The organism is Roseibacillus persicicus, from assembly GCF_014651675.1.
GTDB lineage: Bacteria > Verrucomicrobiota > Verrucomicrobiia > Verrucomicrobiales > Akkermansiaceae > Roseibacillus > Roseibacillus persicicus.
The window spans coordinates 265,516-291,979 of sequence record NZ_BMXI01000001.1; the positions used below are offsets into that span (position 1 = coordinate 265,516).

Sequence of the window (26,464 nt, forward strand, 5' to 3'; positions counted from 1 at the left end):
ACTTCCCCCCAGAAGCTTTGCCGCTTCAATCACCTCCCTGTTCTCGTTCTCACCCCTGGCTCTGATGAGCTGGGGGTTTTTTGTTGTTTCCTTACAAAAGTGTACAGAAACCCACCGGGCGATTGTTTGGAAGATAGCAGAACCGCAGCCCGTTCAAGACGACAATCCACCCGAACATATAGGTCAATCTCGGTAACTTTTCTTTCAAAAAATTCTATGAAATCTGCAGTTTCCATGACTCTCAATATTTACAAAATGAAAGCATTACTGATTTTACCTCTTCTCGCTTCGACAGCTTTCTCCAGTGCTGCAGTCACCTACAACTTTACCAACAGTGGAAACTTCGATGGAGATGGAAATGGCGAGTCGTGGGAGGTGGCGGACTCCGTCGATCCCAGCGTCCTCGTAACCCTCACAACTGTTGATATATTGGGATACCAAGGCGCAGGAACAAGCTTGGCATCGGAGGGGGGAAGTCACACTACGAACGTCAATAACGGCAACACCCTGGGTGTCAATTCTCAGGATGACCCAGGGGTGAGCGGGGAAAACTCAAACTTCAATCCAGGCGAGGCATGGATTATTTCCTTTAATTCTTCCATTCAATTCAACGATATCGACTTTTCCGGTTGGAATGGCAGCGACGGAGGAGAAATCACTATCTCGGCAGCAGGAATCACAGATATCGTAATCGGCGGAAACGACATCGATGATAGCGACGACACTTATAGCTTCACCGCCCCCGAAACGATTGCAGCCAACACCCCCGTGACCATTGCTATGACGAACATCACAGGGGAAGACGGAATCCGAATTTCAAACTTCACTGTCACCGCAATCCCCGAGCCCAGCTCCCTTCTTTTGGTCCTGCTCGGCTCCAGCGCTTTCGGTCTTTGCCGGAAACGCCATACCTAGCCCCAGTCAGACACCCCGAGGCGAAGCCCTTTCAGCTCTTCCTCTTTCACCCCGAAAAACAACCATGAAACCAACAGGAACCTCACGCTTTCTTCTTCTAGCAACCAGCTCAGTTGTCTTCTCTTCCAGCCTCCCCGGTGAAGTCACCTTCGAATTTCCGAATGGGAATCACTTCGATTCTGCGGGCATCGGAGCCAATGCAACGCTCTTGGATCCAGTAACAAACTCCAACGCCATCCTCACGACAGTCGACATTAAGGGACAAGACGGCAGCCTGGCTTCATCCGGCGACCCTGACACCAACCACCTCACCAATAGCACTGGCAACAACGCCCTTGGTGTCAATTCGAACCTGAATCCGGGAGGCTACTCGAACCAATCCCGTGACTTTAATCCCGGGGAGGCCTGGACATTTAGCTTCAATGTCGAAGTGAAGTTGGAAGAGCTTGATTTCGCAGGCTGGACTGGACCAGCGGAAATCACCCTTTCCTCCTCCGCCTTCACCAATATCGTCTTCAACGACGACGGCACCGCAGAAGGAACCCTCGACCTCGGTTCCACTGTCGTTCCCCCCAATACTCCCATCACGATGGAGATGACCAGCGACGACACCGAAGGAAATGATACCGGGGTGAGGCTGTCTTATCTCAAGGTCTCAGCCAGTGCCCCTCCCTCGGATGGAGCCAACCTCACATACAATGGCGGAGACGGAGGAGCCTGGGATACCGCAACTGCAAACTTTCTAAACGAAAGCACTCCGAGTGTATTTGCAACGGGCGACAACGTCACCTTCGATTCGTCTGCAGAAGTCGTGCTGACAAACGCCGGCATCGTGGCAGGGGCTCTGCATACGACTCACGACAGCGGCACGGTAACCTTTTCAGGAGGCCTCTTGACCGCCGATTCACTCAACGTCTCGGGCTTCGGTGCCGTGGCGTTGGAGAATGATTCTTTGTTCGAGATCACCGTAGTGGCAGGAGGAATCCTGGAAGTCCGCGACGGAGGGGTGCTCACCACTGACTCTCTCGCCCTTTCGGAAAACAGCGAAGTCAACATTCTAACAGGAGGACAAATGTTGGTTAACGGAGTCACCGTCCTGGGTGACCAAGGCACACTCCTCAATGTGGAAGAGTCCCTCACTCTCGGTAACGTTACCAATGACATTCCCAGCAATTTTTTCATCAAAGATGGAGCTGGCACTCTCTTCTTGGACGACGGGCTGGGCTCGCAAACAACGGGGCCTGTCGCTCTCTGGATCGATGAAGGAACAGTGGTGGCCACTGGCACGGGGGGAGGCAAGCAGATCAACATCAGCGGCGATACAACCTTTGAAGGCCAACTGGTTCTCGATGGACCCCAGCTGATGGTTCACGCTTCCATTATCGATGGCAGCGGCTCGATCCTAATCCAGTCCCCTTCCACGATCAAATCACGGCTCAATCAAGGGGCAGTCACCCTGGACGTCCCTATCCTGCTGGAATCCCCCCTCACCTTGGAAGCTCAAAGCGGGAACAACCAGGTGAACTGCACCCAGCCAATCAGCGGGGAATCAAGCCTGGTCAAAGCGGGAAATGGAATTGTCCGCCTGACTGGATTCAATAGCTATACGGGTGACACCAGCATCACGGCGGGAACCTTGCTGCTCAGCGAAGCCTATCTAACAGATACTGCTGCGGTTTCCATCGAGGGCAATGGACAGCTCGAGCTGGAACACGGCCTGGGAGACACCGTGGACACCCTCTTCATCAATCAGGTGCAAATGCCAGCGGGAACCTATGGTAGCCCGGACGTCACAGCCGTGACGCTGGATAACGTGAACGACACTTACTTCAACGGCACCGGCTACTTGATCGTGACCAATGGCCCCGTGGCCACGGATTACGACAACTGGGCTGCGGGCTTCAGCTTGGTTGGAGGGATGATGGATGATGATGACTCCGATGGAGTGAGCAATGGCGATGAATATGCCTTTGGGCTCGAACCAACAAACCCAGCATCGGTGAACGCTATCAGTGCGCCTCTAAATGCATCTGCGGGGACCTTCAGCTTTACTCGACGCAATCCGGCAAGATTCGCCACCGGTCTCACATACACTTACGCCTACTCGACGACTCTCGATGCCGATTGGACGGACTTCACCTTGGATGCTGAGACGGGAGAACTCGCTGATGAGGGAGATCCCACCCAGACAGTCACGGTCACTCTGCCGCCCTCACTCTTGGGCAACGACAAACTCTTTGTTCGAGTCACTGCCCAGTAAGTTTTTTCCCAAACTCATCTCCCTGTGCCCCGCATCCCATCGCCTCAAACCAGCATCAGAGCTCTTCTTCGTCGGGACTGGAGACTCCCCGCGCTGGTGTTTTCACTCGCTGCACTTTTACTCCCCGAAGCGTCTCAAGCCGAACTCATTGAAGTCTCGCGGGGACCGGGCAAATCTTGGAAAGAGCTGCCCACCCGCACTCTGGCCGACCTCCCGGCTTTGGCCCCTGATGGAAAGACTGGGGCTTTTGGAGGCTTGGTGGTTGCGACTCCCCGTCCGAGCGGTTTCTTCTCCACCACCTTTGCCAATGGCCGCTGGTGGCTGGTCGACCCCGAGGGCTTTCCTTTTCTCAATCGCGGAGTCACCTCTATCAAGGAGACCAAAACCAAGTCGGCTCGAGAGGAGCTCAAAAGACGTTTCGAAAACCCCGAGGGATGGGCCAAGGAAACCAAAGCCCTGTTGAAAGAGCACGGCTTCAACGGTCTCGGGCCCTGGTGCGATGAAGACGTCTTGCAGCCCGCCCAGTCCGGGCTCCCCTACACCAAGCTCTGGAACTTCATGTCTGCTTATGGGAAAAAGCGCGGGGGAACTTTCCAAAAATCCGGGCACCGTGGTTATCCCGGAGACTGCCCCTTCATCTTTGACCCCGAGTTCAAAGACTTCTGCGATCAACATGCAGCCCAATTGGCGGCAACCAAGGATGACCCCTGGCTGCTGGGCCACTTCACTGACAATGAGTTGCCCTGGAACATCAAGATGCTGGATCGCTACTTGGCTTTGCCAGACAAGGACCCGGGCCATCAGGCAGCGATGAAGTGGTTGCAGGACGAGGGCATCTCCAAGCCGTTCACTGAAAAAAACCGGGGCGACTTCGTGGGCTATGCCGCCGGGGTCTACTTCCAGACGGTCTGCGACGCGATTCGCAAGCACGACCCCAACCACCTCATCCTCGGATCGCGCTTTCACGGATCGGGTCTGCGGGTTCCCCAGCTCTTTGAAGCAGCGGGCCGCCACCTCGACGTCATCAGCGTGAACTACTATCATGCGTGGACCCCCGAGCAGGACAGACTGAAAGCCTGGTCGGAGAAAGCCGGCAAACCCATCCTGATCACAGAGTGGTATGCCAAAGGGGTCGATAGTGGAATGGGCAATACTTCCGGGGCTGGCTGGCTGGTGAAAACCCAAGAGGACCGAGCCGCGTTCTATCAGAATTTCACTCTCGGGCTACTGGAATCCAAAGTGTGTGTCGGTTGGCATTGGTTCCGCTACTCGGACAACGACCCCAATCAGAAAGGCGTCGACCCCTCCAATCTGGACGCCAACAAAGGAATCGTGACCAGTCACTACGAACCCTACCAAGCTCTCCTTGATGCCATGAAGGCGGTCAACACCCGCACCTACCGCATCGCCGACTACTTTGATCAAAACTAAATGAAGCGCACCCCATCCGCCTATCTGGCCCCATTGCTCCTGCTCCTATTGAGCCCTCTCTCCTTGGCCAAAGACCCTCCGGCAGAGGCGCCGCCGGGAGTCGAGATTCAGCGCGACCTTTCGTTTCTCAGTCCCGATCGGGAGGAAAAGCTCGATCTCTATCAACCGGAAAACCACACCGCGGACGAGCGTCTGCCCGCGGTGGTCATCATCCATGGCGGAGGCTGGACCAGCGGCGACAAGAACCGGATGCGGGAATACGTCACAGGCACTTCCTTGGCCAAGGAGGGCTATCTCGCCATCAGCATCAATTACGAAACTCGCGCGGGCAAGCGCTGGCCTAACAACCTGCATGACTGCAAAAATGCAGTGCGATGGCTTCGCAAAAATGCCGACACCCTCGGCGTGGATTCCGACCGCATCGGCGTCATTGGAGGTTCGGCGGGAGGACATCTCGCGCTCATGGTGGCTTACACCGGCGACCACCCCAAGCTGAGCCCCACCACCCCCTACCCCGGGATCTCGGACAAGGTGAGTGCCTGCGTGGACATGTATGGCATCACCAACTTGCTCACCCGCCAATACACTGAGAAAGACGGCACCCCCAACGGCAAGCTGAAGGGTCATCGTCTTTTCAAAGAAGAGCGAGAAGAAGCGCCCGCCAAATGGCGCAATGCCTCGCCCGTGAACTACATCAACGCCCAGACGCCCCCCACCCTCATCTTTCACGGCACTGAGGACGCAACCGTGGACCGCGATCAATCGAAAGAGCTTCACGCCCTTTTGCAAAAAACAGGAGTCGATTCCACCCTGCGGATGATCGAGGGAGCGGACCATGCCTGGCCACTCCAGACCAAAGACTTCGATCTACGGGGCGAGATGGTTGCCTTCTTCGACAAGCACTTGAAAAAGGCTCTCGTTGAAAAAGCCACCAGTCTGCGTCCAGCTAACAACTCGAAAAAGCCAAACGTCCTTTTCATCTCCGTCGACGATTTGAACGACTGGGAGGGAGCACTCGACGGCCACCCCCAGGCCCAAACTCCCCACATGGATCGCCTTTTCCAACAAGGAACTCTCTTCACCAATGCCCACTGCTCGCAGGCGGTATGCACCGCCTCCCGCAACTCCTTACTCAGTGGTCTCCACCCCAGCAATTCCGGCTGGTATAGCTCCACCACCTCGATGCGCAAAAGCTACGAGAAGGTGATGGGCGACCACAAAATGCTCCCGCAACATTTCCGCGACAACGGCTATCACACGATGGCGGTGGGCAAGGTTTTTCATCAGGGAACTTCTGACTACAAAGAACGCACCAAGGACTTTTGGGACGAGACTGGACCAAAATACAAAATCCCCAAAGAGCTACTCGAGCGTGGTGACGGTTACGGCGGAAAGCACTTCTATCCTTTCCCCAAACAGGGCAGCCAAATCAGTCGGCACTACGGCAAGAAATACGAGGACGGCAACTCCCTCGCCTGCGGCCCGCTCGATCGCGACGATATGCCCGAGGGCAAAATGTTCGACGAAATCATCGCCGAATGGGCCGTTGAGCAGTTGGAGAAGGAACAGAGTGAGCCTTTCTTTTTGGCGGTGGGATTTGTCCGCCCCCACGCCCCCTTCACCGCTCCCCGCGAATTTTTCAAGCCCTACGAAAACCTCGAAATCAAAGTCCCCCACATCCCGGCGGACGAGATGAGCGACATTCCCCTGATGGGCAAGTCTATCGCCCACGGTCGCCTGCCCGGTGGAGATCATCAGGCCGTCATCAACCTGAGCGACACCTATTGGAAGGAGATGGTCACCAGCTATCTGGCCTGTGTCTCCTTCGTTGACGCCCAGATTGGCAAAGTGATCGAGGCCCTCGAAGCCAGCCCCCATCGCGAGAACACCATCATTGTCCTATGGTCCGATCACGGGCAACACCTCGGCGAGAAAAAGCATTGGCGAAAGCAAAGCCTCTGGGAAGAGTCGACCCGCGTGCCTCTCTTTTTCAAAGCTCCCGGGACCACTAGTCCTGCCACCAAGAGCCCGCAAGTGGTCAGCCTGTTAGATATCTACCCCACGTTGGTTGAGCTCTGCGACCTCCCGCAGGCCCCCAAGCTGGACGGAGAGTCTCTCTTGCCATTGCTCAAAGATCCCTCGGCAAGCCGCGAGACTCCCGTGCTGCAGAGTTGGTACTATGGCAATTATGCCGTCCGTAGCAACGACTGGCGCTACATCCAGTATCGCGACGGTTCGGAAGAACTCTACGATCACCGTAAGGACCCGGGCGAACATCACAACCTCGCCCAGGATTCCCGCTACACTCACATCATCGCCGAGCACCAAAAGTGGATTCCCAAGAACGGAGCCCTTCCCGCCGGAAGCGACAGTTGGAAGGGTGACAAACTCGACCGCCGAATCGAGGAATGGAAAGAGAACGACTCCCTTCCCGATTGGCTCAAATAGGCACTCCCCCAATTCTAACAATTTTATATTTTGAAAATCAAACTCCCCTTGTTCAGCCCTCTCGTCGGGCTTGCCCTCACCCTTTCCAGCGAAGCCCTTTCCCCCGGCGATCTGATGATCGTCGGTTTCAATTCCCAGGGTGACGACTCCTTCAGTTTTGTCACCTGGGTGGAGCTTCCTCCCGATGAAACCATCCTGTTTATGGACGGCCGATACGATGGCGGAGGCGACGGCAGTGGAGAAGGTTCAGGTGGCGGCACCTATGAAGGAGCTAATCCGCTCTACTGGACCAATGGCAATACTCCCCTGTCCCCGGGCACGGTAGTGGTGTTGAGCGGCCTTTCCAATAACAGCTCGACCCCAAGCATCGGGACCTCGACCGGAGGGTTCGGACTTACCAACGGCGGCGAACAGTTCTTCATCGCGCAAGGAACGATCGTGGACGACCAACTCGATGGCGACCTCATTTTTGGTCTCGATTACGAGGGAACGGCAGGCTGGACCGGCGGCGGCGAATCCGAACTACCCGAAGCACTTAATCTGGCGAATGCCAACATCAGCTTTGCCCATGCGGACACCCTGGAGTTCAGCCAAGCGCGCAACACCCTCGAGCTCGCCGCCTATCCGGCGCAAGTGTCCAGCAGCAGCAATTGGTCCGCACCTTCCGGGAGCTTGTCCTCGGAGTCTTTCCAAAACAACACCGAGCCCCCCGTTGCCATCCCGGATCAACTCGGCGACGCCAGCGAAGGGGTGCTCTTTTTCCCCAAAAGGCTCAATGGCGGACAGCCCATCATCGATGAGACCTGGGCACGTGCGCAAGGCATGACCTCGGGCGAAGCGAGTAACATCAACGGACCCAGCTGCATCGCTTTGCCCAGTTGGCTGCCTTCCGAGAACCGCGCGGATCCCGATGCCAACTACTACCTCTACTTCGCCCACCACTCGGGCGACTACATTCGCATGGCCTGGGCGGAGAATGTCGAAGGACCTTGGACCGGCTTCAACCTCGATTCCTCCCTCCCCATTGCCCAACGCGGAGTGCTCAGTCTGGGCACTGCCGACCGGATCTATCCCGGCAACGACGTCGAGGTGAACCGGCACATCGCCTCTCCCCAAGTCTTGGTCGATGACGTCAACCAGCGCTTCATCATGTATTACCATGGTTACACCGACCATGATGGAGTGGACAAAGGGCAGAGCACCATCGTCGCCACCTCCCCCGACGGTCTCAATTTCAATCTCCCGGCCAACGGTGGTCATGCCGGTCACGGAACGCGGCCCGTGATTCTGGGCGAAAGCTACTTCCGGGTCTTCGAGCAAGCGGGCAATCTCTACGCCCTGTCCAACACGGGAGACATCTGGGAATCCCCCGATCCGCTCAATCCCTGGACTCCGCCCTCCGGCTACGACTACAGCCGGGACTACTGGGACCGGGGCCCAAATCCCTTTACCACCCAATCGCAAGCCCACGGTTGGCCCACCATTCGTCCCCGCCACTTTGGGGTTCTGCAGCGCGATGGCATTCTCTACGCCTTTCTCACTTACAAAGAAGGAAGACCCGAGCGCGTCACGGTCTCGACCTTCGATTTTTCCGAGTTGGATGCGAACTACGACAACTGGGCGGGAGACTTCCCTGACCAAGAGCTCCTGCGCGCGGAAGAGACTTGGGAAGGCGCGCTCTTCCCTCCCCTCGCCTCCGAATCCGGCCGCATGGACGACGGGGTCAACCAACTGCGCGACCCCGCGATCCTCACTGACAACGATGGCCGGACCTACCTTTTCTATTGCGGGCAAGGCGAAGACGCGCTCGGCGTCGCCCAAATCGTCGCCGCCCCCCAGGTTACCGGCCCTACCGAAGTGACCACCGGCCAGGACGAGACTTTCCAAATCAATACCGACCTCGATGTGACGCCCGCGATGCGAAAGATTGCGCACGCAAGTCCGGTCGATCTCACCTTTGACGCCGAGGAAGCGACCTCACCGCTCACCTATGCAGGTAGCGGTGGATATGCCTTCCAGCAAAGCGCCACCGTGGGAGCTGGGAGCCAGACCTTTCAACTGGCCCACCTGTCGGAAAACGGAGACGAGACCTTGACCTTCCCGGGCACCTACTATGTCCGTCCCGGTGCCAGCTTCAGCTTTCTCAGCCGACTGGCCAACTCCACCGACGGCCAGGTGGCCCGCATCGAAGTGAGCTTCGATGGCAGCGAGTGGCAAGCGATTTGGATTCGCATCGGCGGTGGCAATGAGGGCAGCTTCAAACAAGTCGATGTCGACTTGAAAGGCCTGGAAGGCCGGGCCTTCGAACTCCGTCTCCGCTACCAGCACGACGAACTGCGCAACGAGTCCCTCACCACTGGCGCGGGTGCCAACCAAGGCTGGTTCATCGACGACTTCACCTTCGAAGGACTCGAAGAGGTGACCACTTTGTCGGAAGAGACTTTCACGACTAACAGCTTCACCCTCGATGAAATCGCGTCGCTCCTGAGCCCCCATCTCAGTTTCGATAGCGAGCTGGAAGACCGCTTCATCGTGAGCGTGAGCGGTCTGCACGACGGAGAGTCAACCGGCTATGGCAAGCCCTTCGTCATTCGGGTGCGCAGCAGCTACGAGGACTTTCTCGCCCAGCACTTTAGCGAAAGCGAGCAGGCCGACCCGCTCCTCGCCGGCCTCGACGCCGATCCCGAGGGCGATGGTCTCAGCAACTTGGTCGAGCACGCCTTTGGCACCAGCCCCAATGAGAAAGACCAATGGCCTACCGAGTTCGGGATCACCGCCGGTAACCCCGCGCTGACTTTCCCTTGGAATCCAGACGCCAGTGTGCGCTACGCCCTGCAGATGAGCACCGACCTCACCGACTTCGAAGACATTCTCGCCACCGACAGCGTCTCCAGTCAGGGCGAACTGTTAGAGGTCACGCTGGAACCGGACTCCAGTCTTTTTCCCTTAGGCGAAAAAGCCTTCTTCCGGTTGCGGGTGGAGGCGAATTAGACGGCCCTATTGCCTCGCAAGTTTACAAATTCGACTTCGATTGTTTCTTGCAGAGCTAAAACTGCGAGATTCTCGCTTTCTTCTTGGCGGGAGAGAGTGCACTTTTCGCTCAGAAATGAAACTTTTCGAACCTTTAGAACTCTCCCCCGGACTCACCCTTCCCAACCGCATCGTGATGGCACCGCTGACCCGCGACCGTGCAGGAGAAGGCAATGTTCCCACCGAATTGATGGCCGAGTATTACCGGCAAAGGGCGTCCTTTGGCCTGATTATCAGCGAAGCCACTCCTGTAAATGCCGCCGGACACGGCTATCCCGCCACTCCCGGAATCCATACCCCCGAACAAATCGAGGGTTGGAAAAAGGTCACTGCGGCAGTCCACGAAGCGGGGGGACGCATCTTTTGCCAACTGTGGCACTGCGGCCGTATTTCTCATCCCGCCTATCAGCCCAAGGGCAAATTCCCCCCCGCACCTTCCCCCATTGGCGCGCGCGACTCCCAAATTTGGAAGCCTGATTGGACTCCAGTGGACAAAGTCGTGAAACCCAAGGAAATGACGCCCGATGACATCGACTTCACGGTCGAAGATTACCGCAAGGCGACCCGCGCAGCCCGCGAGGCGGGTTTCGACGGAGTAGAGATTCACGGCGCCAATGGCTACCTCGTGAACCAGTTCCTGGCCGAGAACAGCAACAAACGAAAGGACGAGTATGGTGGCTCCATCGAAAATCGGGCGCGCTTTCTCTTCGAGGTCCTCGACGCGGTGACCACCGAGTGGCCCGACCGGGTCGCCCTGCGCCTTTCCCCTCCCGGCACCTTCAACGACATCGACGCCAAGAATGCCGAACCGCTCTACAAGCACGTCATCGACAAACTCAACGAATATGACTTGGCCTACCTTCACCTCGTGGAGCCCCGCATGTTTGCCGACTATGACTTGAGCACCTACGATTTGCCACTCTCCTCCAAAACCTGGCGCCCCATCTTCAAAGGAACTCTCATTTCTTCCGGAGGTCATCTCAAGGAAAGCGCGTCCGTGCTGCTCAATCATGCGCAGGCCGACCTCATCGCCTTTGGACGACTGGCCATCTCCAACCCCGATCTTCCCCGTCGGTTCGAGATCGACGCTCCTCTCAACGACTACGATCGGGACAGCTTCTACGGCGGCACCGAAGTGGGATACACCGACTACCCGACCCTCGAACAAGTCGAAGCCGACCCATCACTCAAGAAGCCCTACCTCCATGAACGCCCCGAAAAGGCCGTTGAAGAAGTCACGGATCTAGCGAGCGAGGAGGAAGAAAAGACCCCGGACGACAACCCATCTCAGGCAAGTTCCTCCCACGAAAGCGAGCCTCCGCCCGCCGCTGAACCTAGCGAGGCCGGGGAACCGAAGCCAACCACCAAGCCTGCTCCCGAAATTGATTTCGTTGAAGAAACCTTCAATCTCGGCGACCCCAAGGACTCGGCTTGATTTCTAGATACTCCAGTAAAAAGACACCCGGCGGTTGCTCGGGCGGGAAATCTGTGTTCCAAGCAGAGCGCGATCCGCCGCTTGGGAGACCCCGCTAGCGCCGCTCCAAGACTGCCCCGCCTAGGGACGGCGGGAGAACGATTCTCGGTTCATTCAAACTTTCTCAAGAAAACGCACCCGGCCGAACAGCCTGCTTGCATTGAAGACAATGCCCGTGAAAACCAATGAATCAGAGCCTCTTCGAAAACGACTTAAACGACTGATTATTAACTATTTAAACTTTAACTCCAGGAAAGAAAAAGAGGCCTCCTCTCAACCGTTTTCCTGAAAAATATGTCCGGTTTTCCAGAGGAAGATGTCGCAATGATTGCATTTTCTTACACGTATTTACAAAAGAAGCTTGCCGCACACAGAGCTTCTACGGTATAAATACATTGTATGACGATGCTTAAGAGGGATATCACGGATGACTTGGAGAGGGACTTGGAATTGGTTTCCGCTGAACTGACAAATGAGATGGTTCGTGCCGAGCGCGAACTTGAGCTCGAAACTGCTCAGCTGAAATCACTTATCGGGACTGAAAACCCAGCTTTGGTAGAACAAATCAAGGCTATGGAAGAAAGTATTACCCGACTCTACAACGGCTTGGAGAAAGCCACGATGTATATACAGCTCGCCCAAGGCGAAAGCTACATCCTTCGCCAGCAGATTCTCAACAGTATGCCTGCGCCCAGTTCAACTCCGGAACTGAGTTCGGTGGCCTAGCAACCACCGCAACCTTTCGCGCTGAATTACGAGAGTTTATCCCCTCCAACGGGAAGGTTCTGCCGCCCCCTCTCCGACGATCAAAACGGCCTACCCGTGAAGCATCGCTAGCAAGATTTACCCAATAACCGCCCTCGGCAGAAGTCCCCAGTTCTACTCTGCCTCAAGCCCAGCCGCCTTGTCGGCCACTCTGGATAGACGGCCCGAAGGGGTCGCCCCCTCTATCCACCTGGCTTGGCTGGGCACAAAATGTGCTCAAGCCATTGGGTGACAAGATCAGGCACTCCACCTTCCATACAGTTTTCGCAACATTATCTGGATTCCCTTCTAAAGAGAGCCAATGATTAAACTATGGAATCAGAACTAGCCCTCGTCCGTGATGACCCATGGCTGACCCCCTACACCAACGCGATTGAGGCTCGCCGCGATCGTTTCTCGGAAGCTTGGGGAACCGGCTTGCGCTCCGAGGCCCAGCTCCATCGCACCAATGGTCTTCTCTTCGACGAAGAAAACCAGCAGTGGACCTATCACGAGTATGCTCCCCATGCCCACCAGCTTTCCCTCGTGGGTGACTTCAATAACTGGGACAACAATGCCCACCCCGCGACCCGCGACGAGCACGGCAATTGGCACCTGACCCTCCCGGCCGACACTCTCACCCACCTTTCTTCTTACAAAGTCTGCGTCGTGGGCGACAATGGCACCCACCACCGGCTCTCCCCCTTCACGCGCTATGCCTTGCAGAATGAGGACACTCACGAGTTCACGGGTACCGTCTGGCATCCCGAAGAAACTTATCAGTGGAAGAACGAAGCCCCACCCAAGCCCACTGCCCCCCGCATCTACGAAGCCCACATCGGCCTCGCCACCGAGCGCGAGGGAGTCGGCACCTACGACGAATTCCGCACCTTCGTTCTGCCCCGCATCGCCAAGCTCGGCTACGACACCGTGCAGCTCATGGCCATCGCCGAGCACCCCTACTACGGGTCGTTTGGCTACCATGTCGCCAATTTCTTCGCTCCCTCCAGCCGCTTCGGCACTCCCGATGAGCTCCGCGCCATGGTGGATGAAGCTCATGGCTTAGGTATAACGGTTGTCTTGGATCTGGTGCACTCCCACACCGTGAAAAACTTTGCCGAAGGCATCCGCGAGTTCGATGGGCAAGAAGGCTACCTCCTCCACAGTGGACCTGCGGGCGAGCACGAGCAGTGGGATTCCCTGCTCTTCGACTACGGCCACCCCGCCACCCGCGGATTCCTCCTCTCCAACCTCGCCTACTGGCTGGAGGACTTTCGCTTTGATGGCTTCCGCTTCGATGGAGTGACCTCGATGCTCTACCATCATCACGGCGACACCACCTTCGATCATTACGACAAGTATTTTTACGATGGCGTGGACTGGAGCTCGGTCACCTATCTCCAACTCGCCAATGCCTTAATCCGCGAAATCAATCCCCAGGCCCTCACCATTGCGGAAGATTTTTCCGGCATGCCGGGCTGCTGCCAGCCACCGGAAGAAGGCGGACTGGGCTTCGACTATCGCCTCGGGATGGGGATTCCCGACCATTGGATCAAGCTGTTGAAACACACGCCCGACGAGCAGTGGGACCTCAACGTCATTTGGAACCAGCTTTCTAACAGACGCTTTGGGGAAAAGACCGTGGCCTATGCCGAGTCCCACGACCAGGCCCTCGTCGGCGACAAGACTCTCGCCTTCTGGCTGATGGATAAAGAGATGTATTGGCACATGAAGAAAGGGGACGAGAACCCCATCATCGACCGCGGCATCGCCTTCCATAAGATGATTCGCCTCCTGACCATGATCGCGGGAGGAGAAGCCTGGCTCAGCTTCATTGGAAACGAATTCGGCCATCCCGAGTGGCTGGACTTTCCGCGTGAGGGCAACGATTGGTCCTACAAGTATGCCCGCCGCCAATGGAGCCTCGCCGACAACCCCAAGCTGAAATACGGAGGCTTGCAGAACTTCGAAGGTGCAATGCTCCAACTGGTTCGCGATCACAAAGTCCTCGAGTCCGCTCCCGCACAGCTCCTCAACATTGATCAGGAAAATCTCTCGATTCAATTCGAGCGCGCCAACCTCATCTTCGCCTTGAACTTCCATCCCCACAACAGCATCGCGGACTACCAGTTCTCCACCCACGTCCCCGGCACTTTCCGGCACCTGCTGGATACCGATCAACCGGAGTTCGATGGCCTGGAACGCTTGACGCCAAAGACCCTGCACCACGCGCTCGACGGACATCTCAGCGCCTATCTGCCCGCCCGCTGCGCGGTGGTGTTTGAAAAAGTTTAAAGACGGCGTCTTCTGGGAGGAAGAAAGACCCAACTCTCTCTCGGGCGACCCGGAGTCTTTTCAAGGACTTTCAATCACCCAGCGATCATTGCTAAATTCCACCTTCTCCCATTCTTGCTCAAGCCGTGTAACCCCTCCCTGTCCCGCAAACCAGTTTTCTAGAATATCTTTCTCCCAAGTCTTTCCGTCCAGAGATTTGACCAACATCCGTCGGAGCGCTTCCTTGTCTCCTGCCTCCGCGCCCCAGAGCACGCGGACGTGGTCTCCCCCGAAACCAAACTTGGTCCGTCGCCAGCCCTCGCGCTTTATTCGATCCAAATCGATCCCCGGATGCCCCGCAGCCCCTTGCATAACCGTGTCCAAAACTTTGCCGTGCATGTTCAGAATCTGCCTTTCTAACATCGGCCCCATCTCTTTGTCACCCAGCGCAATCAGAGCGAGCAACGATTGCGGCCCGACCTTCCGCCCCGCCATCAAATGACTTTTTAAAAGCGGCAAAGCCTCTTCCGCCCATCCTTTGCGCACCATCAACTCCCCATAGACCGGACTCCACTTCAGGCGCTTTAACAGCTGCGCTTTGTGGCTCTCTTGGACATTCTTCGCCAAAAACGCCATCAAAGTCGTGTCCCAAAATTTGCTGCTATAGGGTCCTCGTTGCAAGATGAGCGCAATACTTTCAGGGTCTCGGTACAGCTCTAGCTGCCTCCGAACAGCATCGCTACTGTGACCGTTCCGATTGTTACTATCCACTCGATCAACCAGCGCAAAAACCGTCTCGACCGGCTCCTCCCTCTCCTCGACAAGCTCCTCTAAATCGAGCCGATGTCCTTTCTGCCCTTCCCAATGCCCAATCAACAGCGACAGCTGTGCCCCTTCTAACAAACCCTCTTTTGACACTTTATTTTCGGGCAGCATCAAGGGTGAAAGAATCTCAAAATCCTGCCTCACCACCTCCAAAGGCAAAAAGGGAATCTGCTCACCAGCAATTGAATGACGGTTCTGCACCGGCACCCCAAAATACCCGTTGCCGTAACGGGCAACCGCAGCCTCCACCTGCAAAGGCTTCCGTGACAGCCCACCCGCTCGACTAATCTCGACCGAAACTCGCAAGCGCGAACCTGTCGACCAGCGAACATTGTGAATCCGCACCTTCAAGTCTTCCAAAGACTTTTCCTCACCCTTCTTCAGCGGGAGGGTCGTCACACTCGGATGAGAAGTCGAAATCGTTCCTATTTCCGACCAATCCCATCCCCTACCCAACCACTTTCCCTCTTGCCAGACTTCAAAACGATTTTCAGGAACCAGCGCAAGCACAGTTCTTCCGCTACCGGCCGATCCTGAACGAACTGGAAAGTATCCACCCATTGGAGTGCTCGTCCACGCTGTCACGCTCATCATCCCAACCGCAACCCAGCCCCCTTGCGTTCGGGCCTTCCCTCCAATCTTCCTCAAAAAAAAACCTAGTCCGTAGGCGAATACTAACAAAGCAAGATGCCAAGAGATCATCGCTCTCCAAAGCTTCTCCCACAATACTTGCCAACCCATTTGAGAAGGCTCTAGAACTTCGGAAACCACTAACAAGCGAACTAGCAAGAGGGGCGCAAATACAAGAAAGAGCAACAACACGCTTCCCATCCCAAACGCCCAAGGCATGAGGGGACGACTCCGCCACCCATCAAAACTCCCAAAGGCACCTTCACTCATCGCCACCCGTGCAGTAACCAGCGCGACCAGTCCCACTTCTAGCATCACTACTCCATCCATCCGGAGCCCATGCCAAAGTAGCCTCAACTGTCCTCCATCCAACGAGAACTTCCCTGCCATCGCGCTCAACAAAAGCGAGACCACCACGAGCGTCAGAATTTCCCAACGATGCCTCTTCCACAAACAAGTCAACACTCCTAATACGTTCATTGTGATTCTCCTCTCTCTTGATAAATCCATTTCTCCCTCAAGCCATCCCATTGGAAATCCTCCGCTTGATAGCGACTCCACTTTTTCTCCGAATCGTTAGATGCCAGGATGAAGTAGTCTCTTTTCGTCCTATCGCCGAACAATGAGTAGGCTGTGCTATTGTCATCAGACAACGAAATGGATTCGAGAAAAGCCTCCAACATCTTCCGATTTCCAAGCCGAAGAGCGCCTGCCCAGCCTCCGGTTTCAATACTCCCTCTCCCAGTGAGAATACGCTCCGACAACCTACCCTTGACTTGTGGAATCGACGCTTCAAGAGCTTCACTCAGTTGCGACTCCAATCCAGCTACCTCTGACAATGCCATCACCAATTCGTCGCCCGCGCTCTTACGAGCTCTCGCCAGACCGGCATCAATAGCCTTCTTACTACCCAGATAGATCCCCAGTCTCAGCACATTCTCGCTCGCTCTGCCTTCCGCGATTAAGGTCTCAATTTTCGGCAAAGCATCTTCCCCCCACCCTCTCTCTACGAGTGTACTCATAGCCGAATTCGGCAACAATTCCAGGCGCTCAATGAAGGCTCCCTTTAGCTCCTCTCCAGCGCCTTTCTCAAAGGCACGAAGCGCAGTCCCATCTCGTGAAAGCACCTCGGCCTCCAGCAAAAGTTCCCCATGCTCAATGGCAAACTCGGCGAGGTCATCCCCTTTGAGCTTCAATGGAAATGAGCTTAAAATTTGACGAATCCTGCCTCCCACCTGCTCCTTGGTCGCTCCCTCAACCTCAGGTCGACTGTCAGCTAAAAGAGAGAGCGCCGCATTCGCACTGGAAGGTCCCACATCCGAAATCCCATAGTAAGGATTCTGTCGGGTTCGAGGATTTGGAGCCCCCACCTCCTCATTGACCGCCAAACGACCCACTCTCCGCACTTGTGTGCGAAAGACCATCAGTCGACCTTTGGAGTATTCATCTTTAGTCAAGGGCTTGCCGCGGTAAGGGTTCAATTTAAATTCGAGGTCTGAGCTCTCAATCTGAACCCCTGCAAAGTGAGCGACCACCCCGAAACCATTCAGGTTGGCGCTCAAAACTAAATCACCAGACTCACTCACGAACACAAATAACCACGAGACATCGTTTACGTATGACGGGAGACGACTCCGCTGAACTTCTTCCACAGAAAAACGCGGATTCTTGGGACTCTTCGATGACAGATTCGCTTCGTATCTGAGGGTTAGACCTTCTCTGCTCACCTCCGCATCTTTGCCGGCGGGCAAGTCCGCTACCTTTTCATATTCAATTGCGTGAGCAAGAAGCTCCCCTTGAAAGCTCACTCCATTTTGCCACCCTTCGATCGAACCATTTTTTTGAAACTGAAGATCACCATCCCAGAAACTTCGGTTGGAGACGTTTGCCAATCGATTGGGCCCTTCCACAGTCAGGGCATTTTCATTTCTGAGAAGCTCGCCAAAGACTTCCCAAGTTGGGTCAATCGCCCCACTCGTGTGAAGAAACCATCCAGAGCCATATGGATGCAGCCATCCAGAGCCATTCCCCTCCTTATGAAAGCGTCTATCACCTTTCATAAGGGTTCCGTCAAACGCCGTTACCCATGACAAAGCTCCTTCCGTCAGGTCCCTGTCATTAATAGGCACCCGAAATCCTACTTCGGGGTTTCCATCAGGCCCCTCTCCCAATAACTGAAGCTCGACCTTTCTTGCCTCCAGCTCCGGGTAGTGCAGAAAATACCCTTCACTGAGATACCAAGCAGTTGCTCCCCACCCGCTGAGAACAAACCCAACCACAAAAAGCACTCGAGCCAGCTCAGCCCGCTTCTTTAACCACCGATAGCTAACCAGAATCAAAACGCAAGGCACCCAAATAGGGAACCAGAATCTCCAGTTCGACTCGGTCGCCAGAGTGTTTGTCCAAGGTCCCAAAAGACCTTGGATTCCAGTGGCGTCCATGAGGGTTTGCAACAAAAGCAGTATCAAGAAAGTCAGCGCCAACCACTTCGCCCTTTCCAAAACACTCACCACACAAGCCAAGAAGCTCCAGAGCGGCACGATCACAATCGCGACCCAGCCCGCATCAATCAGCCCTTGCCGGGCGGAAAAGCCAAATACTAAGAACCATCCGATGGTGGAAAGTAGAACCGGCACGACCAAGGCCAACGCCACGATGATTGAGCGCACCACAAGCACCGCACGACGGCTGACGGGACGAAGATTTACCACTCCCCGCCCCCGTGACGAAGACCAAGACAAAAGCGCTACCCCTAGCAAGAGAAGCATGAAGCCACCCCAAACCCGCAGCGAATACGGCCACCTTGGAATCTCGGTGCTCGGACCAATCGCGAGATGAACAAGGATCGGCAAAAGGACTAAGAACCAGCACGCAAAAACGAACCAACGCGCCAGTCGCCACTCGCTCTGCCAAACTTGTCGAAACCCCGTAATCATGATCCCACCTCCACTCGTCCTGCTTTTGTTAAAACCCGCAACACATCCCGCAAGCTCACTCTTTGCAGCGCCGGATCTGCAGTGAGCGGAAAGTGAGTCTTCAACTTTTCACCCAAATCCTCCTTGGCGTATTTGGACTCGTAGAACCGCACTACCATCCCCACCCGCTTAACGTTCAACCACTCACTCGGATATCGTGCAGGCTCCTCCCACTCGTCAGTAACGAGGACTTCGACTCTGCGCCACTTTTCTAACAGCTCCTCACGATCTCCCGCCAGCTCCACCTTCCCTAGCTTCATCACCACCACTCGGTCGGCCAAACGTTCAACTTCCTCGATATCATGGGTCGCGATCACCACTCCCCACGAATCCTGGTCGGCCAGCTCCAAAATACTCTTCGTCAAATCGTCCCTGACCAACGGGTCAAGGCCCGAAAACGGTTCATCGAGAATTAACAATTCGGGACGATAGGAAAGTACACTCAAGAGCGCCGCCTTCATCCGCTGACCTCGTGAAAGCGCCTTGAGAGGGCGATTACTTGGGACGTGAAAGATTCCCCGTAGCTTCTCCTCCAACTTACGGTCCCAATCGGGGTAAAGAGGACGGCACCAATTGAGATATTGGTCCACAGTCATCCACTCCGGCATCTCCATTCCTTCCGCCACATAGCCAATCTTGCGCAACTCAACCGGACCAATTCTTCGCGAGTCTTGACCGAGCACTCGCACGAGTCCCTGCGACGGCTTTTCGAGGTTGAGCGCCACTCGAAGAGCGGTGGACTTGCCCGCTCCGTTTGCGCCTAACAGGGCCGTGACCGATCCTTTAGGAACAGTGAAACTGGCACCCGATAGCGCGGAGACTCCCCCAAATCGCTTTTTGACTTTTTCAAATTCTAACAAATCACTCATTCTCTTCCAGTTCTTGTAAAAGTTCACTCAACTCCACTACACCTAAACCTAGTAGCTTCGCTTCCCGCAGAAGCTCCTCCGCTGGCTCACGAAGCTGTTCGCGCAAAACTTCTGTGCCCAACTTATCTTTACCCACAACCACCATCCCAACTCCTGGTCGCGAGACCAGAAAGCCACCTTCCTTCAGCTCTAGGATCGCCTTGTGAACGGTCGTGGGGCTCACTTTCAACTCCTGCGCCATTACCCGCACGGACGGAAAAATAGTTCCGCCCACAAGCTCCCCGCTCAAGATCGCCCGCACCGAGGCACGGAACATCTGCTCCGAGACCGGAAGACCATCTTGTAACTGGAGACGAAAAGGCAACATTGCGTTCTTGGTGTATCAGTAACAACTGTTACGCCTGTTTAGCAAGGCATTTTTTGATCAAGAGATCAGTGAACGAACCGAAGGCCGACAGAGGCGCGAAGTTGATTTCCCTCTAATCGCATCTACGGTGCAATCGCGATTCTCCTAGTGAAGAAAGATTCCCTCATCAACATAAGCACCCGCCCAGCCCTGCACTTGCCTGCGCTGGACCTCTACTTGGATCCCCATCGCGGCCTCCCCCATGCTTTCGTCTCCCATGCTCACGCGGACCACTTTGCCCGCCATGAGAAAATTCTCTGTTCGACCGCCACGGGCCATCTCTTGCGAAAGCGTTTTCGGGTGGGGGCCAACCGGATTCAAACCCTCGCTTACCACGAAGTCCTCGAAATAGCCGGACACGAGATTCGCCTTCTCCCCGCCGGGCACATCTTCGGCTCCGCGATGCTTCACGTCACGCGCCGCGAGGACCAGGCAACCCTCCTCTACACCGGAGATTATAAGCTGCGCGGCTCCCTCACCAGCGAGCCCACCGAACTTCTCCCCGCCGACACCCTCATCATGGAGACCACTTTCGGTCGGCCGAACTTCGTCTTTCCGCCCCGCGAAAAAATCGTCGCCGACATCATTCACTTCGTAAAGTCCACGCTGGAGGATGGCGAGCAACCGGTCCTCTTGGGCTACTCTTTGGGAAAAGCGCAGGAAGCATTGGCCATCCTCCAGGAAGCGAACATTCCGGTGATGGCCCACAAAACCGTCGCCGAGATGTCAGTGGCTTGTCACGAGGCCGGACTTCCCTTTCCTCCCCCTCCCGTCTTCGAAGGAACTCTCCCCGAGGGATTCGCTTTGGTCGCTCCGCCCAATGCAGTTCGCGCCAAACAAGTCAAAGGACTCAAGAAACGACGAGTGGCGATGCTCTCGGGATGGGCGCTCACTCCCGGCTCGCAATACCGCTACCAAACCGATGCGGTCTTCCCGCTCTCGGACCACGCCGACTATCCCGAGCTGATAGAAACAGTGAGAAAGGTTTCCCCGAAGCTGGTTCTCACCCTCCACGGTTCCACCCGCGAATTCGCCCGCGATCTTCGCCGGGAAGGATTCGAGGCTTGGTCCATCTACGGGGACGACCAAATCGAACTGTCCTTGGAAAAAGAAGAAGAGGCCAGCCCCCTCGCGACCTCGCCTGAAGGCTCCTTGGGCCAAGGCCAGTTCGCGGACTTGGCTCAGACAATTACAAAAGTCAGCGAGACGCCTTCCCGCCTGCGCAAGATTTCTCTGCTGGCCGATTATCTACGGCCCTTGGACGATGAGGTGCTCGCGCTCTCCGTCCATTTTCTCTCGGGGAAGCTGTTGGGAGAACGAAAAGCCCTCACCCTCGGGACCGCCGCTATCCGCCAGGCCTTGTTGGAGGCCACCCAGTCATCGCTCGCCCACTATCGGCAAATCTCCAACACCACCGCCGATGCCGCCCGCACGGCCCGAATTCTGTTAGAACAAACTCAACTGGAATCCCCGGAAAATAGCGGGCCTGTAAATCTAACCGATTTCGCCGAACTCTTCCAACAGCTCGCCAGCATCCCCGGGACCTTGCAAAAGTCTTCTCTGCTCGCGACTACCTTTCGCCAACTCCTGCCTGCTCAGAGCGAGTTCCTGGTCCGCCTCCTCACCGGCGACCTCCGGGCTGGACTCAAGACAGCCCTGTTAGAAGACGCAGTGGCCGAAGCCTTTTCGGCCGATCCAAAGCAAGTTCGCCGGGCCCACATGCTGGAGGGAGATTTGGCAAAAACCGCTCTGCTGGCCAAGTCCGGCACACTGGACTCCGCCAGCCTGCGCGCCCATTCTCCTCTCTCCCCTATGCTGGCCTCCCCCGAACCCGACGCGGAAGCTATCGTGCAACGACTGGGCGAGTTCCCGATTCATCTCGAACCCAAACACGACGGTATTCGAGCCCAGCTGCATTACGATGGACAAGAGGCCTCGCTTTTTTCCCGCGACCTCCGCTCACTGGGCGAAGAATTTCCAGAGGTTCTGGAAGCCGCAAAAACCCTTCCCGCCCCCTGTATTCTGGATGGAGAATTGATCGCTTTCGCGGCGGGACGACAACTCAATTTCTTTGACCTGCAAAAGCGGCTGGGCCGCAAGCGCCATCAAGGCGACCTCTTTTTCGGCGAAGCCGTTCCAGTGCGTTTTGTAGCCTTCGACTTGCTCTCGCTTGATGAGGAAAATCTTCTGGAAAGTCCCTATCTGGAGCGGCGGAAGCACTTGGAAGAACTCTCTCTCACCGAACCCTTTCACACCATTGAACACTACCAAGCAAGCAGCTTGGAGGAGGTCGAACAACAGTTCAAACACGCTCTCGCCGCCGGTCACGAGGGGCTCATCGCGAAGGAACCGAAGTCCCCCTACTCACCCGGTCGACGGGGCAAATCCTGGCTCAAGCTCAAGGGCATGATGCCCACCTTGGATTGCGTGGTGATTGCGGCACAGCAGGGACACGGTCGCCGTGCCGAAGTTCTCTCCGACTACACCTTTGCCGTTCGCGATGAACGCACCGGAGCCTTGGCGACCATTGGAAAAGCCTACTCCGGTCTCACCGACGAGGAAATCGAGGACCTCACCGAGCATTTCAAAAAGACGACCCTCGAAAAGAAGCGGCGCGTGCAGTGGGTGGAGCCCACCATCGTCTTGGAAATCGCTTTCGATTCCATCAACCCTTCCAAGCGCCACGACTCCGGCCTCGCGCTGCGCTTTCCATGCATCAAGGCGATCCGACGGGACAAGGGCCCCGCCGACATCGATACATTGGCCTCAGCACAAGCCCTTGCAGGCAGGAAACCCTAGGCTCCCAGCTTTTCTAACAAGACCTTGCTGAGACGAATTCCGGCTTCGAAATTCTCAACGGTGAAGTTCTCGTTGGGCGAGTGAATCTGACAATCCGGTAGAGCCAAACCAAGCATGAGAGTGTCGGTGCCGAGAATCTCCTTCATGCTCTGGATGATGGGAATGCTGCCTCCCTCGCGAATCAAGACCGGTGGACGGCCAAAGACTTCCTCGAGTGCCTCCTGAGCCGCCTTGCCCGCCTCCGAATGAGGATCAGCAACATAAGCTTTCCCCGAGTGACCGGGCGTAAATTCCATCGTCACGCCGGTGGGAAGGTGGGCTTCGAGGTGCTTCTGCACGCGAGCAATGATCACCTCCGGCTCTTGGTCAGGAACCAAACGACAGGACAATTTGAAACAAGCATAGGATGGCAGAACCGTCTTCGAGCCCTCGCCCTGATAGCCGCCCCACATGCCATTGACCTCACAAGTCGGACGCGCCCAAAGGCGTTCCGCTGAACTGAAGCCCGCTTCGCCGAAGACAGCCGGTGAACCAGTAACCTCGAGCAAGTCGGACTCCGAGACGCCTGGAACTTGGCTCCACATCTCGCGTTCCCAGTCGGCCAGAGGCTCGACTTCATCATAGAATCCTTCCACCGCAACCTTGCCTTCTGAATCGTGTAAACTGGCGATGAGCTGCGCCGCCGCAGTCGCCGGATTGGCCACCGCGCCGCCATAGAGACCGGAGTGCAAGTCCTTGTCCGGACCGTTCACCTTCACCTCGCAGCAAGTGATTCCCCGCAGGCCATAGCCCAGGGTGGGAATTCCCTTGGCCACCATTCCGGTATCGCTCACCGCGATGACGTCGCAGGCCAGCTCTTCTTTGCGCTCCTCAAGAAAGCCCGGGAGGTTGGGGCTCCCAATTTCCTCTTCCCCTTCTAACAGGAAGATGAGGTTCACGGGCAATTCGCCCTTTTCCTTGATGGTTTCTTCCACTCCCAACAGGTGCGCCATGTGCTGGCCCTTGTTGTCGGTCGCTCCGCGGGCCCAGATTTTTCCATCCTTGATGACAGGCTCGAAGGGCGCGCTGTCCCAGAGTTCAATCGGGTCAACAGGCTGGACATCATAGTGCCCATAGATGAGAACTGTTTTACGTCCAGAGACTGGTTCGTTTTTCGCCAACACGATGGGATGCTTGGCGGTTTCGCAGAGCTCGACCGAAAGGCCCATGCTCTTGAACTTGTCGACATACCACTGCGCACAAGCCCGCACATCGCTGGCGTGATTGGAGTCAGTGGAGATACTGGGGAAACGGAGAACGGCGAAGAGGTCTTCCAATGCAGGAGTCATGGCGGCATCTTCCGCATCCCTACGAAATTCGCAAGCCTTCAGGAAAAATCCTCGAACTCATCCTCTTCCAGAATCTCCCGCCGCACCCGCAAGGCATCGTAGGCAGCCAGCATCAGCATCCAGACAGTGAGAAATGTCGTCCCACCCCACCAGACAATGAAGCGAGGCCGGGTGCTTTCCACCCAGTCACTCAAAAACCAATTGCCCAAAACTAACAGGGTGAGAATCACGATGAGAAGTTGAGCCAGAAAGCGACGCCGCATCGCCCGATCTCGCAAGATGGACCGCGAAAAATACCAGATATCGATGAGGAAACTCTGCTTCTTTGCCACAACTGAACCAAGGTGGACCAAAGCCGAAGGGGATTCAACCACGAAGGCCACAAAGGCACGTAGCACCGCTCGTTCCTGCTCCTTTTGGCGAACCTACCTCTGACTCCGTTTGTTCCGGCGCAGCCCATAGGAAGGATGGCGGTTGTCGTGTCTGAGAGCGGCAATCCAGATCCCCTCTTCATCAACCTCATAGAGAAAGTGGTAGGGAAAGGAGCGCAACCCTGCTCGACGATAACCCCCATCGGAGAAGTGATGTCCTTTGGGTCGTTTCTCGATCGCTGAAATACAGCTTTCCACCTCTGCGAAAAATCGATCGGCTAGATCTGGCCCACCCTCAAACTCGTAATAGTCCAGCGCAACTCTCAAGTCGCGAGGAACCAAGCGGTGATACTCTGTCTCCATCAACTCGACGACGGAAATTAGCGACCTATCTCAGCCTTCACCTGTGCCCACGTTCTGCGGGAAGTTGGATCCGCACGCATCTCGGCGAGACGTCTGCCGGCCTCGTCCGAACCATCATCCGAGTCGGCCAAAACCGCAGGCAGAGAGCCCAGCAATTCAGCGACCAATTTTGCCCGCTGGTCTTCGGGTAAATTCATTGCTTCGGAGCAAATTTCTGTCGCATTCATTGCCAGATGATACCGCCGAAAGGAAAGATTGCGAACTATTCTGGGTCAGAAGAAAGGCCAGTCCCCTCCTCCGGCACTGAAGGAAGTTGCGGGGGCTGCGGGACATTGGGAACGGGGGCATTGACCCAAGAGGGAGCCTTGGGGGTCACGTCGGCATACCACGCCACGAACCCCATCCCAATCGCTCCTACGAATCCCGCATAGCCCGTGGTCACCGCTGCGGCCATGCCGATGACGAAGGGGGTGAAAAAGAGGAGACCAATGATCATCCAGCTCGGCTTCACCTCATAGTGATGCACCACCAGCCGAATCCGCGACCGGGCCATCGCCAACCCCAAGACCGTGTAGCAGAAGAAAATCCCATAAGCATTCAGATGGAAAAACACCCCCGCTCCGCCCGTGCGCGCACCCGCCGACATTAAGCAAGCCATCATTGAAAGCGCCATCGAGCCCAAGAACAATCCCAGCACCCCGATGCGCGCAATCATGCCTTTGAAAGACGAGGCCCCAATCGCCCCCGACGCAATCATTCCCGATCCCAAGACCACCGTGAGGGCCAGCGAAATATTCCGCCCCACATCAATTCCGCCGATGAAATAGCGCACGATGGCGTAGGGCAGCAGCGAGGAAAAAGTCAGCAGGCAAATTCCCCACAGCGTCAGGAACTTGCCGCGCACCACTTTCCAGCGGCTTAAAGGAGTCATCAGGAGCAGCTCGTGATTTCCCTCCTCCAGCTCCTGCCCCATCAGCATCAGCCCGCCCAGTGGCATCATCACCAGACAGATCAGCCCGACCACCACCCAGAACGGGCCTGAAAACATTTCCCCTGGAAAGAACATGAGGAAATTGAGGGGTCCCCCGAACTCGGTCGATTTCTCGATGTCATCGATATTCATCTGGAACTCCACCGCCATGGCCGCAATGGCGAAGACCTGAATCCCAATGAACGGATAAAGGAAAAGCCCCCGCCGCAGTCCTTGGCGAAGCTCCTTGGTCATCATCGGCCCCAGCCGCTCGGGCAAATCCCGTGACTTCCACCAATCCTGCGACGAATCCATAGCGGGAAGTTAGAGAGAAGAACTGGCGGGCGAAAGA

At 56.1% G+C, this 26,464-nt stretch carries 18 protein-coding genes; 9 read left to right on the forward strand and 9 right to left on the reverse strand.

Annotated features, from left to right (window positions below):
* Window positions 1–255 precede the first annotated feature (255 nt).
* The 8 genes from IE099_RS01020 (at window position 256) to IE099_RS01055 (ending at window position 14,597) form a co-directional block, all read left to right on the forward strand.
* Window positions 256–915: a PEP-CTERM sorting domain-containing protein gene (locus IE099_RS01020; protein WP_189566501.1), complete on the forward strand. Its 660-nt coding sequence runs from the start codon at window positions 256–258 to the stop codon at window positions 913–915.
* Between the two features lie 64 nt (window positions 916–979).
* Complete coding sequence (locus IE099_RS01025) at window positions 980–3,175, forward strand: autotransporter-associated beta strand repeat-containing protein (RefSeq protein ID WP_189566503.1); 2,196 nt, start codon at window positions 980–982, stop codon at window positions 3,173–3,175.
* Between the two features lie 24 nt (window positions 3,176–3,199).
* Window positions 3,200–4,606 (forward strand): glycoside hydrolase family 2 TIM barrel-domain containing protein, encoded by a 1,407-nt coding sequence (locus IE099_RS01030; RefSeq protein WP_189566505.1) that lies wholly within the window; start codon window positions 3,200–3,202, stop codon window positions 4,604–4,606.
* A complete protein-coding gene (locus IE099_RS01035) occupies window positions 4,607–7,054 on the forward strand; it encodes a sulfatase-like hydrolase/transferase (RefSeq protein ID WP_189566506.1) in 2,448 nt (815 codons plus the stop codon). It begins immediately after the preceding gene.
* Window positions 7,055–7,084: 30 nt separating this feature from the next.
* On the forward strand, window positions 7,085–10,045 hold the full coding sequence (locus tag IE099_RS01040; RefSeq protein ID WP_189566507.1) for a glycoside hydrolase family protein: 2,961 nt from the start codon (window positions 7,085–7,087) through the stop codon (window positions 10,043–10,045).
* Window positions 10,046–10,160: 115 nt separating this feature from the next.
* Entirely contained in the window at window positions 10,161–11,519 is a 1,359-nt protein-coding gene (locus IE099_RS01045) for an alkene reductase (RefSeq protein WP_189566508.1), read from the forward strand.
* Between the two features lie 444 nt (window positions 11,520–11,963).
* Window positions 11,964–12,284 (forward strand): hypothetical protein, encoded by a 321-nt coding sequence (locus IE099_RS01050; protein WP_189566509.1) that lies wholly within the window; start codon window positions 11,964–11,966, stop codon window positions 12,282–12,284.
* A gap of 351 nt (window positions 12,285–12,635) precedes the next feature.
* Window positions 12,636–14,597 carry an alpha-amylase family glycosyl hydrolase gene (locus IE099_RS01055; RefSeq protein WP_189566510.1) on the forward strand — a complete coding sequence of 654 codons (1,962 nt, stop codon included), beginning with the start codon at window positions 12,636–12,638 and terminating at the stop codon, window positions 14,595–14,597.
* A 60-nt stretch (window positions 14,598–14,657) separates the two neighbouring features.
* Here the strand turns inward: IE099_RS01055 and IE099_RS01060 are convergent, their stop codons facing one another.
* From IE099_RS01060 to IE099_RS01075, 4 genes are all read right to left on the reverse strand, one after another.
* Window positions 14,658–16,511 carry a hypothetical protein gene (locus IE099_RS01060; protein WP_189566511.1) on the reverse strand — a complete coding sequence of 618 codons (1,854 nt, stop codon included), beginning with the start codon at window positions 16,509–16,511 and terminating at the stop codon, window positions 14,658–14,660.
* Window positions 16,508–18,883 carry a hypothetical protein gene (locus IE099_RS01065; RefSeq protein ID WP_189566512.1) on the reverse strand — a complete coding sequence of 792 codons (2,376 nt, stop codon included), beginning with the start codon at window positions 18,881–18,883 and terminating at the stop codon, window positions 16,508–16,510. Before IE099_RS01065 ends, IE099_RS01060 begins: the two co-directional genes overlap by 4 nt.
* A gap of 80 nt (window positions 18,884–18,963) precedes the next feature.
* Window positions 18,964–19,875 (reverse strand): ABC transporter ATP-binding protein, encoded by a 912-nt coding sequence (locus tag IE099_RS01070; RefSeq protein ID WP_189566513.1) that lies wholly within the window; start codon window positions 19,873–19,875, stop codon window positions 18,964–18,966.
* A complete protein-coding gene (locus IE099_RS01075) occupies window positions 19,868–20,242 on the reverse strand; it encodes a GntR family transcriptional regulator (protein WP_189566515.1) in 375 nt (124 codons plus the stop codon). Before IE099_RS01075 ends, IE099_RS01070 begins: the two co-directional genes overlap by 8 nt.
* A 147-nt stretch (window positions 20,243–20,389) precedes the next feature.
* Between IE099_RS01075 and IE099_RS01080 the strand changes: the two genes are divergently transcribed.
* Window positions 20,390–23,080 carry an ATP-dependent DNA ligase gene (locus IE099_RS01080; protein WP_189566517.1) on the forward strand — a complete coding sequence of 897 codons (2,691 nt, stop codon included), beginning with the start codon at window positions 20,390–20,392 and terminating at the stop codon, window positions 23,078–23,080.
* Here the strand turns inward: IE099_RS01080 and IE099_RS01085 are convergent.
* The 5 genes from IE099_RS01085 to IE099_RS01105 all read right to left on the reverse strand — a co-directional run bounded on the left by IE099_RS01085 (window position 23,077) and on the right by IE099_RS01105 (window position 26,427).
* Window positions 23,077–24,408 carry a dipeptidase gene (locus IE099_RS01085; RefSeq protein ID WP_189566519.1) on the reverse strand — a complete coding sequence of 444 codons (1,332 nt, stop codon included), beginning with the start codon at window positions 24,406–24,408 and terminating at the stop codon, window positions 23,077–23,079. The genes IE099_RS01080 and IE099_RS01085 overlap by 4 nt on opposite strands.
* 38 nt (window positions 24,409–24,446) lie before the next feature.
* Window positions 24,447–24,806 (reverse strand): hypothetical protein, encoded by a 360-nt coding sequence (locus IE099_RS01090; protein ID WP_189566521.1) that lies wholly within the window; start codon window positions 24,804–24,806, stop codon window positions 24,447–24,449.
* Between the two features lie 27 nt (window positions 24,807–24,833).
* Window positions 24,834–25,106, reverse strand: coding sequence for a type II toxin-antitoxin system RelE/ParE family toxin (locus tag IE099_RS01095; RefSeq protein ID WP_229809332.1), 273 nt, complete (start codon window positions 25,104–25,106; stop codon window positions 24,834–24,836).
* A 53-nt stretch (window positions 25,107–25,159) separates the two neighbouring features.
* A complete protein-coding gene (locus tag IE099_RS01100; protein ID WP_229809333.1) occupies window positions 25,160–25,339 on the reverse strand; it encodes an addiction module protein in 180 nt (59 codons plus the stop codon).
* A 65-nt stretch (window positions 25,340–25,404) separates the two neighbouring features.
* Window positions 25,405–26,427, reverse strand: a complete 1,023-nt coding sequence (locus IE099_RS01105; protein ID WP_189566527.1) for an ABC transporter permease — start codon at window positions 26,425–26,427, stop codon at window positions 25,405–25,407.
* Window positions 26,428–26,464 lie beyond the last annotated feature (37 nt).

Coding starts and splice junctions, on each gene's coding strand:
- IE099_RS01075 (WP_189566515.1), bottom strand. CDS start 20,242: ATGTTGCCTTTTCGTCTCCAGTTACAAGATGGTCTTCCGGTCTCGGAG.
- IE099_RS01045 (WP_189566508.1), top strand. CDS start 10,161: ATGAAACTTTTCGAACCTTTAGAACTCTCCCCCGGACTCACCCTTCCC.
- IE099_RS01100 (WP_229809333.1), bottom strand. CDS start 25,339: ATGAATTTACCCGAAGACCAGCGGGCAAAATTGGTCGCTGAATTGCTG.
- IE099_RS01055 (WP_189566510.1), top strand. CDS start 12,636: ATGGAATCAGAACTAGCCCTCGTCCGTGATGACCCATGGCTGACCCCC.
- IE099_RS01025 (WP_189566503.1), top strand. CDS start 980: ATGAAACCAACAGGAACCTCACGCTTTCTTCTTCTAGCAACCAGCTCA.
- IE099_RS01035 (WP_189566506.1), top strand. CDS start 4,607: ATGAAGCGCACCCCATCCGCCTATCTGGCCCCATTGCTCCTGCTCCTA.
- IE099_RS01070 (WP_189566513.1), bottom strand. CDS start 19,875: ATGAGTGATTTGTTAGAATTTGAAAAAGTCAAAAAGCGATTTGGGGGA.
- IE099_RS01050 (WP_189566509.1), top strand. CDS start 11,964: ATGCTTAAGAGGGATATCACGGATGACTTGGAGAGGGACTTGGAATTG.
- IE099_RS01105 (WP_189566527.1), bottom strand. CDS start 26,427: ATGGATTCGTCGCAGGATTGGTGGAAGTCACGGGATTTGCCCGAGCGG.
- IE099_RS01020 (WP_189566501.1), top strand. CDS start 256: ATGAAAGCATTACTGATTTTACCTCTTCTCGCTTCGACAGCTTTCTCC.
- IE099_RS01060 (WP_189566511.1), bottom strand. CDS start 16,511: ATGAACGTATTAGGAGTGTTGACTTGTTTGTGGAAGAGGCATCGTTGG.
- IE099_RS01085 (WP_189566519.1), bottom strand. CDS start 24,408: ATGACTCCTGCATTGGAAGACCTCTTCGCCGTTCTCCGTTTCCCCAGT.